This is a genomic window from Metabacillus sp. KJ11-3 (assembly GCF_055808295.1).
Genome location: NZ_CM147865.1, coordinates 886,370 through 902,331, shown reverse-complemented (window position 1 = coordinate 902,331; position 15,962 = coordinate 886,370). Strand labels below are relative to the sequence as shown.

The following is a 15,962-nucleotide window of genomic DNA, read 5'->3' as shown; positions in this document are numbered from 1 at the left end:
CACTCCCTTTAATAGCTATTACTGGATTAGACGAATGCAAATATTGCACGAACACCTACATATGAAAGCGCCAAAAAGATTGCGAGCGTCACATATGTAGAAATGACTTGTGAGCGAGGAGTAACGGTAATCCCCCAACTTACTGCGAAAGACCATAAACCGTTAGCAAAGTGGAAGACTGTTGAAATAACACCCACTAAATAGAACACAAGCATAAATGGACTACTTAAAATCGAAGCCATCATATCATAATTCACTTCTGCTCCAAGTGCAGCAGCAATTCTTGTTTCCCAAACATGCCAAGCGATAAAGATAAACGTTATAATCCCTGTAACACGCTGCATCATAAACAACCAATTTCGAAGATAGCCGTAATTACTTACATTGTTTTTTGCTGTAAATGCAATATAAACTCCGTAAATAGCATGGTATAAAATTGGAAGGAAAATGATGACGATCTCTAACACATACCTAAATGGCAACATCTCCATAAAATGTGCAGCTTTGTTAAAAGCCTCTGCACCTCTTGTGGCAAAATGATTGACAATAAGATGTTGAATCAAAAAGATTCCTACCGGAATGACTCCTAGTAATGAGTGCAGTCTACGATTAATAAACTCTCGGTTTCCAGCCATAAAAACTTACCCCCTAGTATCAATAATGCGCTCACTTTTGTAATAAACTCTTATTTTTACCTAATTAATCCTTTCCTAATAAAATTTACTATTCTACATAATGGTCAACTATTAAGATTAGTAAATATTACTAGTTTAAGCTGACAGTCTATGAAATTATCTGTCTGATTAATTGAGATAATTGTAACAAGTACATTTTACTCCCTTAAAGAAAGAGCGTCAAGAAAACGCGTTCATAAATTAAAATTTTTCGACAACTGTTTTCCTTCACATTTTATTTTATCAATATACATTAAATTTTGATAACCATCTTTCGTAGCTTATTTTTAAAAATTAGGGGTTATGTATAGAACATTTGAACGATTGTTTCAATTTTGCTTAATATTACATGTGTTTAACGGTTGTGTTGATATATAATATTAATGAGAAAGAGGGGAATACCGTGAACAAACAATCAGCTTTACTAAATACCGATGAATTAGAACATATGCAAATGCCAGCTTTTGGATTCGAACTATTACGGGAAGTGTTAATTCCAGATTTGCTTGGTCAAGACTTTCCTCAGATGCTTTATTGGGCTGGAAAAGGCTTGGCAAGAAAATACCCTGTCACTTCACTTGATGAACTAGCCAACTTTTTTGCAGCAGCCGGTTGGGGAGACCTGGTCTTACTTCATAAAAAGAAAAATGAAATGGAATTTGAATTAAGCGGCGAGCTTATTTCAAACCGTTTTAAAAAAGTAAATGAATGTACGTTTCAATTAGAAGCAGGTTTTATTGCGGAACAACTACAAATGATGAACAATCAAATTACCGAAACATATGAGCAAGTGAAAAAACGGGCGAATAAAGTTGTGTTTACAGTAAAATGGGACCATAAAGATGTTCTGGAAGAAGTTCCACTTGGAAAAAGAAGTAAAAGATAGTGATAAGGGGGAACATCTCCCTTATCACTTAAAAATTATACCCTTGCAGTTGTTTTTGATAATTCAAACGCTGTGTGAAGAATATCAACTGCCGATACCATGTGCTGCTGAGAGATGACAGTTGATACTTTTATTTCAGATGTACTTACCATCTTTACTTCTATATTTTCCTTCGCTAATACATCAAACATTTCTGCTGCAACTCCCGGATTTGAAACCATACCAGATCCAACAATTGATACCTTTGCTAGACCACTTTCCGATTCGATTCGTTCGAATTGAAGCTCATTCTTATGTTGTTCTAAAACTTGCAACGTATCCTCTAAATCACTTGTTTTAACTGAGAATGATATTGTTGTTTTGTTATCACTTGTTGTGTTTTGAATAATAATATCAACATTTACGTTATTTTTAGCTAATGTCGTAAAGATTGTGGACAATGTCGTTAATTCATTCGGCAATCCGATAACCGATACTCTCGTCACTTGATCTTCAAACGCAATTCCTCTAACAATTAAATTTTGTTCCATTTCTGTTTCCTCCTCGATCATTGTCCCACGTTCATTTTCCATACTTGATCTTACCTCTAGGGGCACATTATAATTCTTTGCGAATTCAACTGCCCGCGGGTGTAGAACCCCTGCTCCCAAATTGGCCAGTTCTAACATTTCGTCATAAGAAATAGCTTCTAATTTTCTGGCTCCTTTTACAAAACGGGGGTCAGTTGTGTACACACCTGTTACATCTGTATAGATATCGCACTTATCAGCACCTAAAGCTGCAGCAAGAGCAACTGCTGTAGTGTCAGATCCTCCTCTTCCTAAAGTAGTAATTTGGTTATCAATAGATAGACCTTGGAACCCTGCAACTACAACAATTTTACCTTTTCCTAACTCACTACTTAGCTGTTCGGTTTTAATATTGGTTATTCTGGCATTTCCGTGTGCTGATTCTGTTTCAATACCGGCCTGCCACCCTGTAAAAGAAATGGCATCATATCCCTTTTCAATTAAAGCCATGGATAACAACGATATGGTCACTTGTTCCCCTGTTGTTAAAAGCATATCCATTTCCCGCTTACTTGGCTTTGAAGTTAATTGTGTTGCAAGTTTTACTAATTCATCTGTAGATTTTCCCATTGCTGAAACAACAACTACTACATCATTTCCAGCTTCTTTTTCCTGAATTACTCGGTTGGCAACATTTAAAATTCTTTCAACAGAGCCAACAGAAGTACCGCCAAATTTTTGTACGATAATACCCAATGAAATCTCACCTTTCAGTTGTTTTTCTATGATCGTTTATTATCTGTTTTAATAAATGAGCAAGAATTGGATATAGAGATGTTTTCTTAATCATTGCAAAAAATAAAAAAGCAATGAGACAAAAAACATCCCATTGCTAATTAAACGAAAAATTTCGTTTATACAATGAGATAGCTCTCCAAGAACATATCGTTTCTTGACAATTTTACATCTCTTAAATGTAAAACCAGCGATAAAAGCAAATGGTGCAATTATCACTTCGGCGAACATTCCTTTCACCAATTGTCATCGGAATCCATTTTTCCTCAAACCGGCTACTCTTAATGGTCGCACCTCTACCATCATTTACAAACTAACGATCAATATCAAATTAATAAAATCTTATCAGACATTCCTTCAAAAGGCAAGAAAATACTTTTTAGCTCTCTTTGTGGAGATGCTCTAATATGTTGTTGGCAATGTTATCAGGCATACCCGCTCTTTTAAGATCATCCACACTAGCTTCCTTCATTTTTTTTACAGAGCCAAAATGCTTTAGTAATGATTTTTTTCGTTGTTCACCAACTCCCGGTATATCATCCAATATAGATTGAAATGCATTTTTCCCCCGTAGTTGACGGTGAAATGTAATCGCAAACCGATGCACTTCATCTTGAATTCTCTGAAGTAAATAAAATTCCTGACTGTTTCTTTCAAGTTGTATAAATTCCGGAGGTGATCCAATAATAAGTTCTGATGTTCGATGCTTATCATCTTTTACTAATCCTGCTACCGGGATATCCAGACCCAGCTCATTTTCCAGCACATCTTGAGCCGCGGATAAATGTCCTTTTCCTCCATCAATAATAATGAGGTCCGGTAGTGGAAGTTGTTCTTTTAATACACGGCTGTAGCGTCTCCTCACTACCTCACGCATCGAGTCATAGTCATCCGGACCTTTTACATCTTTAATTTTATATTTACGGTAGTGTTTTTTAGCAGGCTTTCCATCTTCAAACACGACCATTGCAGAAACAGGATCTGTTCCTTGTATATTTGAATTATCAAATGCCTCTATTCGATTCGGTGTATGAATACCTAGTTTATCACCAAGATTTTCTACAGCCTTAATAGTGCGTTCTTCGTCTCTTTCAATTAATAGAAATTTTTCTTTCAGAGCGATTTTTGCATTCTTATGCGCTAATAAAATCAGATCCTTCTTTTTCCCACGTTTAGGCTGAAGAGTTGTCACATCTAATAGCTGTTCCACTAAGTCATATTCAATACTGTCCGGTAAAAGGATTTCCTTTGGAATAAAATGGTTAGACTTAGAGTAGAATTGTCCTAAAAACGTTAGGAACTCTTCTTCAGGATTATCATAAATAGGAAACATTGACACATCGCGCTCTATCAATTTTCCCTGTCGAATAAAAAAGACCTGAACACACATCCATCCTTTGTCATAAGCATATCCAAATACATCTCGATCAATAAAGTCATTTAAAGTCATCTTCTGTTTTTCCATTGTGGCTTCGATATGAAGAATTTGATCCCTAAACTCCTTAGCTCTCTCAAACTCCAGCCCTTCAGCTGCTTTTGTCATCTTTATCGACAATTCCTCTTTAATACCTTTATAGCCTCCATTAAGAAATTTCGAAATTCCCTCCACCATTTGCCTATTCGTTTCTTCTGAGACATCATGTACACATGGTGCTAAACATTGTCCCATATGATAATAAAGACATACACGATCAGGTAGAGTCGAGCATTTTCTTAACGGATATAAACGGTCTAAAAGCTTAATTGTCTCTCGGGCAGATTGAACGTTTGGATAAGGCCCGAAGTACTTTCCTTTATCTTTTTTTACTTGTCTTGTTACTAAAAGACGCGGGTGACGTTCATTTGTAATCTTAATAAACGGATAGGTCTTATCATCTTTTAGCATGACATTATATTTTGGATCGTATTTTTTAATTAAATTTAACTCGAGAATTAATGCCTCTAAATTTGAAGATGTAATAATATATTCAAAATCTGTGATCTCATTTACAAGCCTTAATGTTTTCCCATCATGAGAACCGGTAAAATAAGAACGCACGCGATTTTTGAGCACTTTTGCCTTCCCAACGTAAATGACTGTTCCTTGACGATCCTTCATAATATAACAGCCTGGTTGATCTGGAAGAAGTGCAAGCTTTTCTTTTATGTGATCTCTCATAGCCGGACACTCCCCTTTTTTTGCTGTGATTAGATAGGCAGTAATTCCCCATTTTAATCAAATAAATTAAAATAGCGAATTACTGCCTATATGTTTATTTTATCATGCTCTATATATTTCGTCGTGGTAAATAATTACATAAACAAAAGCGCAAGGCCTTGATCAGCCTCCGGCAAATAAGACGCAAATGAATAGAAGACGTTTTTTGTCTTCAATTCATTTGTGGCTAGACCCTAGAGGGGCTAGGCGCTAGAGCTGGATGCCGCGCACTTTCCACAGTTAAAAGAATTTTATATAGTTTCCTAAGCATTGAAAAAGGATTGACTGCTGTCAATCCTTTCGAATTAGATATGTTTGTTTAGAACCTCAGCAAGAGCTTCTTTTGGTTGATAACCAACAGCTTTGTCAACAACTTCGCCATTTTTTAGAACTAATAAAGTTGGAATGCTCATAACACCAAATTTTCCAGCTGTTTCCTGGTTTTCATCTACATCAACTTTGACGATTTTTACTTTATCTCCCATATCTGAATCAAGTTCTTCTAGAACTGGAGCAATCATTTTACATGGTCCACACCAAGGTGCCCAAAAATCGACTAATACAACGCCTTCGTTCGTTTCACTTGAAAATGTTTGATCTGTTACATGTGCAATTGCCATTATTAATTCCTCCTAAATAATAAGGGTTAAATATGTTTAAAGTATAGCATCCAGCTGCAAAGTTAGCTAATAATTTGCTTCTTCCTTACTTTTCCCTATGTACAAGAAGAAAAACATGTTTTTTAATATGGTGTAGCTAATTAGAAAAAGCACGCAATGCAACGTGCTTTAGTTGTTACCTATGCATGAATTTGTAATTTCCTGAATTCCTCCGTTAATAATGGGACAACTTCGAAGAGGTCACCGACAATTCCATAATCAGCTACTTTGAAAATATTCGCTTCCGGATCTTTATTAATCGCGACGATTACCTTCGAATTTGACATACCTGCCAAATGCTGAATAGCTCCGGAAATACCACATGCAATATATAAATCCGGTGTGACAACTTTACCCGTTTGACCAATTTGCAGTGAATAGTCGCAATAATCCGCGTCACAAGCTCCACGTGATGCTCCTACCGCTCCACCCAAAACATTGGCTAGTTCCTTTAATGGCTCAAAACCTTCTTCACTTTTTACACCGCGTCCCCCTGCGATGACTACCTTTGCCTCTGATAAATCCACACCTTCTGATGCTTTACGGACTACTTCTTTTACAATTGTCCTAAGGTCTCTTATTTCAACTGATAGGGAAGAAGTCTCACCAGTTTTTGTTTCATCTTTTTTTAGTGGATTTATATTATTTGGGCGGATCGTAGCAAAAATTAGTCCATCCGTAACTATTTTCTTTTCGAATGCTTTTCCAGAATAAATTGGGCGAGTAAAGACAATATTACCTCCTGCAATTTCAATGGCTGTTGCATCAGAAATTAATCCCGAATCTAACTTTGCAGCAATCTTTGGTGATAAATCCTTCCCTAAAGAGGTATGACCAAATACAATCCCTTCTGGCTTCTCTTCTTTAATGACCGATAAGATTGCCTGTGAATAGCCGTCCGGTGTATAGTTTAGCAATCTTTCATTCTCTACAGTCACCACTCGATCAGCACCATAGTGAAATAGCTCTGAAGTTAAGGAAGCTACATTTTCTCCTACTAAAACTGCGACAACTTCTCCACCTTCTGAAATCGTTTTTCCGGCAGCAATGGCTTCAAACGATACATTTCTTAACTGTTGATCACGAACCTCACCTAAAACAAGCACTTTTCTTGACATCTTTTTTCCCCCTGTTTCCGTATTTGACCTTTTCCCTCTCCCTAAAACCTCTAGATGACTTTTGCCTCATTTCTAAGCAAAGATACCAATTCTTTTACTTGATCTTCTACTTCACCCTCTAATACCTTTCCCGCTTCTTTTTTAGGTGGTAAATAGATTTCAATTGTCTTTGTTTTTGGTTCTACGTCATTATCCGCTAAATCCAGATCATCGATTTCCAACTCTTCCAACGGTTTTTTCTTTGCCTTCATAATTCCTGGTAATGATGGATAGCGAGGTTCATTTAATCCCTGTTGAGCTGTTACCAGTAATGGTAAGGATGTTTCAATCACCTCTGAATCTCCTTCAACATCACGTATAACTGTTGCCTTGTTTCCATCAATATCAAGCTTTGTAATCGTTGTGACATAAGCGATATCAAGTAATTCGGCTAATCGTGGTCCTACTTGCCCAGATCCCCCATCAATAGCAACATTTCCCCCTAGAATTAAATCTACATCTTTTTCCTTAAAATACTCAGCCAAAATTCTTGATGTTGTGTATTGATCACTGTCTTCCATATCATCTTCTGTATTAATCAATACCGCCTTGTCACATCCCATAGCTAATGCTGTTCTTAATTCTTTTTCAGATTCTTCCCCGCCAATTGTGATAACGGTTACTTCGCCTCCGTTTTTATCACGTAATTGGATTGCTTCTTCAATTGCGTATTCATCATAAGGGTTGATAATATATTCTGCACCATCTTCGCTAATTGCACCATTGTTTATGGTGATTTTTTCTTCTGTATCGAAGGTTCTTTTCATCATGACATAAATATTCATTTTCCCATCCCCCATTTTAAAGTTTCCCGTTTCGTTTTAATTGCCTCTGAAATTAGGCTTTCTTTTTTCAATAAAAGCGGAAATACCTTCTCTTGCATCTCCACTTTTAAAAAGTTCTCCAAAAAGTTTTGCCTCGAGATCCATTCCTTCCTGATAGGTTAATGTTTTATGTGAATGTAATAACGATATGACAGCCCTCACAGAACCTGGACTTTTTGCAGCAAATTTCTGTGCTAAACCTCTCGCTTCCTCTAAGAGTTTTTCCTGAGGATAGGCATGATTGGCAAGGCCCAGTTTCACTGCCTCCTGACCTGAAATCGGCTCACTTGTAAGCATCATTTCTAAGGCACGGCCAGTACCAATATATTTGGGTAAACGTTGAGTTCCTCCAAAACCAGGTATAATACCAAGTTGAAGCTCAGGAAGACCAAGTTTAGCATCTTCAGCTACAAGACGCAGATGACAAGACATTGCTAACTCAAGTCCTCCGCCTAACGCAGCTCCATGAATAGCTGCAATAATTGGGATTGGAAATTTTTCGATTCGTTCAAATAATTGTTGCCCTGATTCAGCAAGTTGAGAAAACACTCCACCACTTTTAGCAAATTCAACAAATTCTTTTATGTCTGCACCTGCTGAGAAAAATCTGCCTTCCCCGTGAAGAATGACAGCTCGAATTTCATTGTCTTCAAGAATATGGTCCAGCATCTTAGAAATATCTTTCAATACATTTGATGATAATGCATTTGCAGGTTCGTGATTAATAGATACAACTGCAACTCTGTTCTCTTTTTTTATTTGTAAATACTTCATTTTTTTCCTCCCTGCTTCATCATACATACTTAGAATGTATTTCATTTACAAACGAAAAATAACTTATATGAAGAGAATGACAATCTTGCCATTTCACTAGCTATTAATTTTTAGTTGAAAGACCGTTAACAAATAATTCATGAACTTTCTTTGTTTGATCTGTTAACCTATATTTCTGATCATTCATAACCCATGTTGTGACGGTTTCATCAATTGTGCCGAAGATCATTTGTCTGGCCAGCCTTACATCAAGTTCTTCTCTGAATTCACCATTCTCTTTACCATCACTTATAATCTTATCAACTATATTTAAGTATCCCTTTAGCACTTCATTTATTCGAAGGCGTAAATCCTTATTTGATTGCCTTAATTCTAACTGTGTAACAATTGCAAGGTGGTGATCTTCAGATAATAAGGTAAAATGCTTATCAATTAACGAATATAGTTTGTCTGCTGCCTTTTTTTTGCTTTTTATCTCTTCTTCAATTTTTTCAATAAAGACGCCCATTTTTTCTTGAAAGAGTGATACAAGAATATCTTCTTTGTTCTTAAAATATAAGTAGATTGTCCCATCCGCCACTCCAGCCTGCTTGGCTATTTTTGAAACTTGTGCTTGGTGGTAACCATTTTCTGCTATGACAATAACTGCTGCATCAATGATTTGTATATATTTTGGTTTCTTCTGTCTCAATGTAATGTTCGACTCCCTTTCAGTTAATGAATGAATCATCATTCATAATTTAATCATAGAATTTCCTTCCCTTTCTGTCAAGCCCTCATCTGTTTTTTTCATAATTGGAGAGACAGAAGCCCCTCCAATTATACGATCAATTAGCGTTCTTTACTTTTTCCTCTTCAATTAATGCACGTCTTAGTATTTTCCCCACAGCTGTCTTAGGTAATTCATCTCTAAATTCATAAATATGCGGCACCTTATACGCAGCTAAATGTTTGCGGGCATATTCATTAAATTCCTCTGAAGTGGCCTGTTGATTTTCTTTTAATACAATAAAGGCTTTTACTGTTTCACCCCTGTATGGATCCGGTATACCTGCTACAACAACTTCCTTTACTTTTTCATGCTCATAGAGGACTTCCTCTATTTCACGTGGATAAATATTAAATCCTCCAGCAATGATCATATCTTTTTTACGGTCTACAATATAGAAATATCCTTCTTCATCCATGTAGCCAATATCTCCGGTCAAAAGCCAATCATTTTTCAAAGCTTCTTCTGTTTCTTCTTTTTTATTCCAATACCCCAGCATAACCTGTGGACCCCGTACTGCTATCTCACCAAGCTCATTCGGCTCGGCTATCCCTCCATGTTCATACGACAGAATCACAGCATCTGTACTTGGCCAAGGAACGCCGACACTTCCCTTTTTTCTTTTCTCCCAAATGAAATTAGCATGAGTAACAGGGGATGCCTCAGATAAACCATAACCTTCTACAAGTTTGCCACCTGTAACACGCTCAAACTTCTCTTGTATCTCAGCGGGTAATGGTGCAGAACCGCTTATACAGCATTCGATTGATGACAAATTATATTTTTGAAGATCTGGATGATTTAATAAAGCAATATAAATCGTTGGTGCACCGGGAAATAACGTTGGTTTTAATTTATGAATCGTTTTTAATGTGTCGGATGGATCGAATTTAGGTAACAGAATCATTTTAAATCCTTGCATAACTGATAAATTCATCACTGTCGTCATTCCATATACATGGAAGAATGGAATAATGCCTAAAATAGATTCTTTCCCTCGTTTTGATTTATACATCCACGCAGAACACATTTTTGTATTCAGAGCAACATTGTCATGTGATAACATAACACCCTTAGGGAAACCCGTTGTTCCTCCTGTATATTGAAGTAATGCAATATCTTCGGATGGAATGTATTTATATTCCTCAACAGTCGGTTCAGCTAATTCCATGATTTTTTGGAACAAATGAGTATTGCCTTGATGTTCTACTTTAATAACCATTTGATTTTGCTTTTTTTGTACAAATGGATATAAAAGATTCTTAGGAAATGGTAAATAGTCTTTTATACTTGTTACAATAATATGATTTAAATTTGTTAACGCTTTCATTTTAGAGACTCTCGGATATAATAAATCAAGCGTTACGATAAACGTGGACTCGCTATCATTTAATTGATACTCCAGCTCTCTTTCCATATATAACGGATTCGTTTGAACGACGATGCCGCCAGCTAATAAGACACCATAATAGGAAATCACTGCTTGAGGACAATTCGGCAGCATAATCGATACCCTGTCACCCTTTTGTAAGCCTAGAGACTGTAGATAGTTAGCCATTTTTAAAGACTGCTGATAAAGGTCTGTATAGGTTAGTTCTTTACCTAGAAAATGGATGGCGATTTGAGATGGAAATTCTAAAGCAGATTGTTCGAGATAATAGTACAACGGTTTTTCATCGCTTTTCATGGTATGAGGGATTTCTGCTGGGTAAAGATTTAACCAAGGTTTTTGACTTTCCATTTTTTCTCCTCCTTTTGAGGGAAATATAAAATGACAGATTGGTTAGAAAGGAATAAAAGAGGACATACATACATGTTAAAACCGATAAACAAATCATTTTTCGCGCTTATAAAAAAGTATATCAGCTTTTTGTGTTTTCAGAAATATAAAATAATAAAAAAGGGCCAGATTTTATGAATCAGGCCCTTTACTTGTATTTAAAAAAAAGCTAAATAAATAATGCCAATCAACACAAACAACCCGCACAAACCAAACATCACTTTCGCCAACGTCTCCACTCTACACTCTCCTTATAATGCCTCACCGATAACAAATGATAAACCAACTGAAATGATAAGAGATATAAATCCAACAGCACGGTTGTCTCTTTGAATTTCATCATCAATTCTAAACTTTGGCGTCATAAATTCATAAATGAAATAGCCTAACAAAAGTAAAACAAATCCATACACTCCGGACCCTAACATTTCTAAAAGACTCTCGTGTTTCTGAATAGAAAATCGAAAAATATTAGCAATTCCAAAGATTTTTCCTCCTGTTGCCATTGCAACAGCTAAATTACCATTTTGAATCTCTTCCCAATTTTTATACTTTGTGACAAGTTCAAAAATGGTTAAAAATAAAATGATACTCAGAACTACAACGCTATAGTAGGCAGCAATTTGAACCCAATCATTCTCCCAAAATGTACTCACGCTCTTCCCCCCACTATTTAAGCTCAACAATTGTGACGCCTGTTCCGCCTTCACCCGCTTCCCCAAACCGAGTGCTTTTTACACTTCGATGATTCTTTAACAATTCTTTCACACCAGTTCGAAGTGCACCTGTTCCTTTACCATGAATAATTGAAACCCTTGGATAGCCGGCTAATACAGCATCATCCAAGTATTTCTCAACTCTTAGTAATGCATTTTCAAATCGTTCCCCTCGTAAATCCAATTCCAATGAAACATGGTAGTCCTTTCCTTTAACAGCAGCTAAAGGCTTTTCTTGCACCTGTTGCTTAGGTCTCTTAATATATTCAAGGTCTTTTTCTTTTACCTTCATTTTTAAGATTCCCATTTGAACCTGCCACTCCTTATCATTTACCTTTTCAACCAAATGTCCCTTTTGATCAAAACTAATGACTTTTACTTCATCACCAGGAAGGAGTTCATGTTTAACAGGTTGTTTCTTCTCAACCTTTTTCGATTTTTTGAATACAGGCTGTGCCTCTTCAAGACGCTTTTTCGCATCGATCAACTCATGCTCTTTTACTTGAGCGTGCTGTTCTTTTCGAAGTTTCCTTAAATCTCTTATAATGTTTTCCGCTTCCCGGTTTGCTTCTTCTAATTTTTCTGAAGCCTTTCGTTCCGCTTTTTCAAAAAGGGCATCACGTTGTTCATTGAATTCAATGATCTGTCTTTGAAGCTCCTTATGAAGTTTTTCTGCTTCATGCCGGATTTTTTTGATTCCATTAACTCAATTTCAGCTGTTTTTTTGCTGGATTCTAATGAAGCAATCATCGTGTCAACTTCATTGCTCTCATCACTCATTTGTGACCTTGCCTTTTGTATAACATTTTCCTGCAGGCCCAGTCGTTTTGAGATTTCAAACGCATTACTACGTCCCGGGACACCTATTAAAAGTTTATATGTTGGGCTCAAAGTTGTGATATCAAATTCTACACTTGCATTAATGACACCATCTCGGTTATATCCGTACGCTTTTAACTCCGGATAATGAGTTGTTGCAACCACTCTCGCTCCACGGCTGTACACTTCATCCAATATAGAGATAGCAAGCGCAGCCCCTTCTTGTGGATCTGTTCCCGCTCCAAGCTCATCAAATAACACAAGACTATCGTCATCCACTTTATGAAGGATATCCACAATATTAACCATATGTGAAGAAAACGTACTTAAGCTTTGTTCAATCGATTGTTCGTCACCGATATCTGCATAAACTGCCTTGAAGACCGCAACCTCTGATCCGTCAAGTGCCGGAATGTGCAATCCTGATTGAGCCATTAATGTACATAAACCAAGTGTTTTAAGTGCAACGGTCTTCCCACCGGTATTCGGTCCTGTAATAACTATGGTTGTAAAGTCTGTACCTAATTCAATATCATTCGGAACAACTTCACTTTCAGGTAATAGAGGGTGTCTTGCTTTAAACAAGCGGATAACACCTTCTTGATTGACAATAGGCTTTATCCCTTTTATTTGTTTTGCATATTTCGCCTTTGTGAACATAAAATCCATATTGGCCAAGCATTCTACATTCTGCAGGAGATCATTACTATTTTCGGCTACTTCATTTGACAGTTTTGCTAGAATACGGTCGGTTTCTACCTTTTCCCTCACTTTTGCTTGTTGAAGAGTGTTGTTTAGGTCAACTACGACTTGCGGTTCGATAAATAGAGTTGCACCTGAACTGGACTGGTCATGAACAATCCCACCGTATGATCCTCTATACTCCTGTTTTACAGGTAATACAAAACGATCATTTCGAATCGTAATGATCGCATCAGAGAGCATTTTTGATGCATTAGAAGAACGAATCATTGATTCTAGTTTATCTCTTACTCTTGCCTCGGTTGTTCTAAGCTGCTGGCGAATGCCTTTTAATGTTTCACTTGCACTGTCCAATACATACCCATTATCATCTATACATTCGGAGATCCTTCTCTCCAAATCATGAATGACAACAATTTGCTCAGCAAGGATTGGCAAATGAGTTAATTCAATTTCTTCCTCTATCATTTTTTCAATAAAACGTTTCATTTGCCGGCCTGCATATAAAGTGCCTGCAACTTCAATAAGCTCAACTGAACTGAGCATTCCGCCGATTTTTGCTCGCTTGACTGTTGCTCTAATGTCAACAAGTCCACCCAATGGGATATTTCCTTTTAGTCGGAGTACTTTTGCAGCCTCATCTGTTTGTTCCTGAGAAACAGCCACTTCTTGATACTCACTAGAAGGTACGAGCGCTTTAACCTTTTCTTTGCCAAGTGTTGATGAAGCATGCTTAATAAGCTGCTCTTTCACTTTTTCATATTCAAGTACATGCAAAACTTTCTGCTGCAATTCGGTCTACCTCCTAATAATTACACAGACCTTCAATATTAAATCATAACGATAATTTGCTATTCCTTATGATGTCTGTTTAAAAATGCTTTTAGCTGGTCAATGTCCCATGTATTAATAACCGTATCACGTTCAATCCAGCCTTTTTTGGCTGTAGAAATACCAATATCCATATCATCTAACATGTCTATATTATGTGCATCTGTATTAATGACAACTTTCACACCCGCTTCTTGGGCCTTGCGAATATGTTCTGCACTCAAGTCTAAACGCTGAGGGTTCGCATTTAACTCTAATGCTGTGTCTGTTTCCTTTGCAAGTTGAATAAGCAAATCTATGTTTACATCATAACCTTTTCGCTTGCCAATGATTCGACCAGTTGGATGTGCTATGATGTCAACATGATGATTGTGTAACGCTGTTTTTAACCGTTCCATAATTACTTCTTGTGATTGAGAAAAACTTGAATGAATGGAGGCAATGACAAGATCCATCTCGGCTAGCAATTCGTCATCATAATCTAATGTAGCATCAGGCAAAATATCCATCTCAACTCCAGCAAGAATTGTAATATCATCATATTCTTCGTTTAAGGCATCTATTTCCTGTCGTTGTGCTCTTAGTCTCTCAGGAGTTAATCCATTTGCTACCTTTAAATATTGGGAATGGTCCGTAATGGCGATATAACGATACCCTTTTTTGCGACACGCTTCAACCATTTCACGAATAGTAAAAGCTCCATCACTCCAGGTAGAGTGCATATGAAGATCACCTTTTATATCCTCCAAGTGTACAAGCTTGATGTCATGATGGAAAGAATCAACCTCTGTTCCATCTTCTCGAATTTCAGGAGAGAAATGAGGTAGATTAAAATACTGATAAAAATCCTCTTCTGTTTCAAATGTTTTCACTTCATTTGTCTCAACATTTTCTACGCCATATTCACTAATCTTTTCTCCACGGTCTTTTGCAAGCTGTCTCATTCTGACATTATGGTCCTTCGATCCTGTGAAATGATGCAGGGTTGTGGCAAATTCCGCTGGTTTAACTAGTCTAAAATCTACACTTACCTCATAGTCATATGTAAGCTGGACAGATACCTTTGTATCACCGTTTGCGATAACATCCGAAATATTAGGAATGTTCAACAGTTGGTCCCTTACATGTTTGGGTTCATTTGTCGATATAATAAAATCTAAATCTTTAATTGTTTCACGCATACGTCTCAAACTGCCAGCACGTGAGTAGCTTTCAATATCCTTACATTTCTCAAGATATGACTCGATTTCCTGTGCAATTGGAAGCATAAACGAAATTGGTAAGCGTTCTGGACGACTTCCGATTTCTTCAATCGCAGCTAAAATCTTTTCTTCTGATTTTTTTCCAAATCCCGCTAAACTTTGTATTTTATTTTCTTTACAGGCTAATTTAAGCGCTTCAACACTATCGATGTGTAATTCCTTATATAGCTTTGCAATCTTTTTACCACCTAAACCCGGCAGTTTTAATAAAGGGAGTAAACCTGCAGGCACTTCCTCTTGTAATTGCTCAAGAACCTCTGATTTTTCCGTTTCCACAAATTCTTTAATCACAGCTGAAGTCCCTTTTCCTATACCGGGAATCTTCGTAAAATCATCAATTAAAGCTAAGCTTCTATCATCCACTTCTAAAGCGTTAGCAGCTTTTCGAAACGCAGATATTTTAAAAGGATTTTCCCCTTTTAATTCCATTAAAACCGCTATCTTTTCTAATAATCGGATCACATCTTTTTTATGAATGTTCATTTATTCCACCTCTTTATCTAGCACTTTCTATAAAAATGATACATTATTTACGAAAAAGTACAATTCTTAAGTCACCTTTTACGGAAAGAGACTGACTTAAACTAAGGGTAAGTCCACCTGCACCA

The 15,962-nt window shown here is 36.8% G+C and carries 14 protein-coding genes and 1 riboswitch; of the genes, 1 reads left to right on the top strand and 13 read right to left on the bottom strand.

The window, feature by feature from the left end:
- Positions 1–26: 26 nt before the first annotated feature.
- Positions 27–635, bottom strand: a complete 609-nt coding sequence (locus AC0L8O_RS04635; RefSeq protein ID WP_473446788.1) for a succinate dehydrogenase cytochrome b558 subunit — start codon at positions 633–635, stop codon at positions 27–29.
- Positions 636–1,122: 487 nt separating this feature from the next.
- Between AC0L8O_RS04635 and AC0L8O_RS04630 the strand changes: the two genes are divergently transcribed.
- Positions 1,123–1,560: a YslB family protein gene (locus tag AC0L8O_RS04630; RefSeq protein ID WP_473448654.1), complete on the top strand. Its 438-nt coding sequence runs from the start codon at positions 1,123–1,125 to the stop codon at positions 1,558–1,560.
- Positions 1,561–1,595: 35 nt separating this feature from the next.
- Here the strand turns inward: AC0L8O_RS04630 and AC0L8O_RS04625 are convergent, their stop codons facing one another.
- From AC0L8O_RS04625 to polX, 12 genes are all read right to left on the bottom strand, one after another.
- Positions 1,596–2,825 carry an aspartate kinase gene (locus tag AC0L8O_RS04625; RefSeq protein ID WP_473446787.1) on the bottom strand — a complete coding sequence of 410 codons (1,230 nt, stop codon included), beginning with the start codon at positions 2,823–2,825 and terminating at the stop codon, positions 1,596–1,598.
- Positions 2,826–2,988: 163 nt separating this feature from the next.
- A riboswitch (Lysine riboswitch) is annotated at positions 2,989–3,171 on the bottom strand.
- Positions 3,172–3,243: 72 nt separating this feature from the next.
- Positions 3,244–5,022, bottom strand: a complete 1,779-nt coding sequence (gene uvrC / locus AC0L8O_RS04620; protein WP_473446786.1) for an excinuclease ABC subunit UvrC — start codon at positions 5,020–5,022, stop codon at positions 3,244–3,246.
- Positions 5,023–5,366: 344 nt separating this feature from the next.
- Positions 5,367–5,681: a thioredoxin gene (trxA, locus tag AC0L8O_RS04615; RefSeq protein WP_026561701.1), complete on the bottom strand. Its 315-nt coding sequence runs from the start codon at positions 5,679–5,681 to the stop codon at positions 5,367–5,369.
- 179 nt (positions 5,682–5,860) lie between these two features.
- Positions 5,861–6,838, bottom strand: a complete 978-nt coding sequence (locus tag AC0L8O_RS04610; RefSeq protein WP_473446785.1) for an electron transfer flavoprotein subunit alpha/FixB family protein — start codon at positions 6,836–6,838, stop codon at positions 5,861–5,863.
- A gap of 50 nt (positions 6,839–6,888) precedes the next feature.
- On the bottom strand, positions 6,889–7,662 hold the full coding sequence (locus tag AC0L8O_RS04605; protein WP_473446784.1) for an electron transfer flavoprotein subunit beta/FixA family protein: 774 nt from the start codon (positions 7,660–7,662) through the stop codon (positions 6,889–6,891).
- 36 nt (positions 7,663–7,698) lie between these two features.
- On the bottom strand, positions 7,699–8,475 hold the full coding sequence (locus AC0L8O_RS04600) for an enoyl-CoA hydratase (RefSeq protein ID WP_473446783.1): 777 nt from the start codon (positions 8,473–8,475) through the stop codon (positions 7,699–7,701).
- Between the two features lie 103 nt (positions 8,476–8,578).
- Complete coding sequence (locus AC0L8O_RS04595) at positions 8,579–9,166, bottom strand: TetR/AcrR family transcriptional regulator (protein ID WP_473446782.1); 588 nt, start codon at positions 9,164–9,166, stop codon at positions 8,579–8,581.
- Positions 9,167–9,302: 136 nt separating this feature from the next.
- Positions 9,303–10,985, bottom strand: coding sequence for an AMP-binding protein (locus tag AC0L8O_RS04590; RefSeq protein ID WP_473446781.1), 1,683 nt, complete (start codon positions 10,983–10,985; stop codon positions 9,303–9,305).
- A 290-nt stretch (positions 10,986–11,275) separates the two neighbouring features.
- Entirely contained in the window at positions 11,276–11,680 is a 405-nt protein-coding gene (locus AC0L8O_RS04585) for a DUF350 domain-containing protein (RefSeq protein WP_473446780.1), read from the bottom strand.
- 13 nt (positions 11,681–11,693) lie between these two features.
- The gene (locus AC0L8O_RS04580; protein ID WP_473446779.1) at positions 11,694–12,227 is read right to left on the bottom strand and encodes a Smr/MutS family protein; all 534 of its coding nucleotides are present in this window, start codon (positions 12,225–12,227) and stop codon (positions 11,694–11,696) included.
- Between the two features lie 86 nt (positions 12,228–12,313).
- Positions 12,314–14,053, bottom strand: a complete 1,740-nt coding sequence (locus AC0L8O_RS04575; RefSeq protein ID WP_473446778.1) for an endonuclease MutS2 — start codon at positions 14,051–14,053, stop codon at positions 12,314–12,316.
- A 59-nt stretch (positions 14,054–14,112) separates the two neighbouring features.
- On the bottom strand, positions 14,113–15,837 hold the full coding sequence (gene polX, locus AC0L8O_RS04570) for a DNA polymerase/3'-5' exonuclease PolX (protein ID WP_473446777.1): 1,725 nt from the start codon (positions 15,835–15,837) through the stop codon (positions 14,113–14,115).
- Positions 15,838–15,962 lie beyond the last annotated feature (125 nt).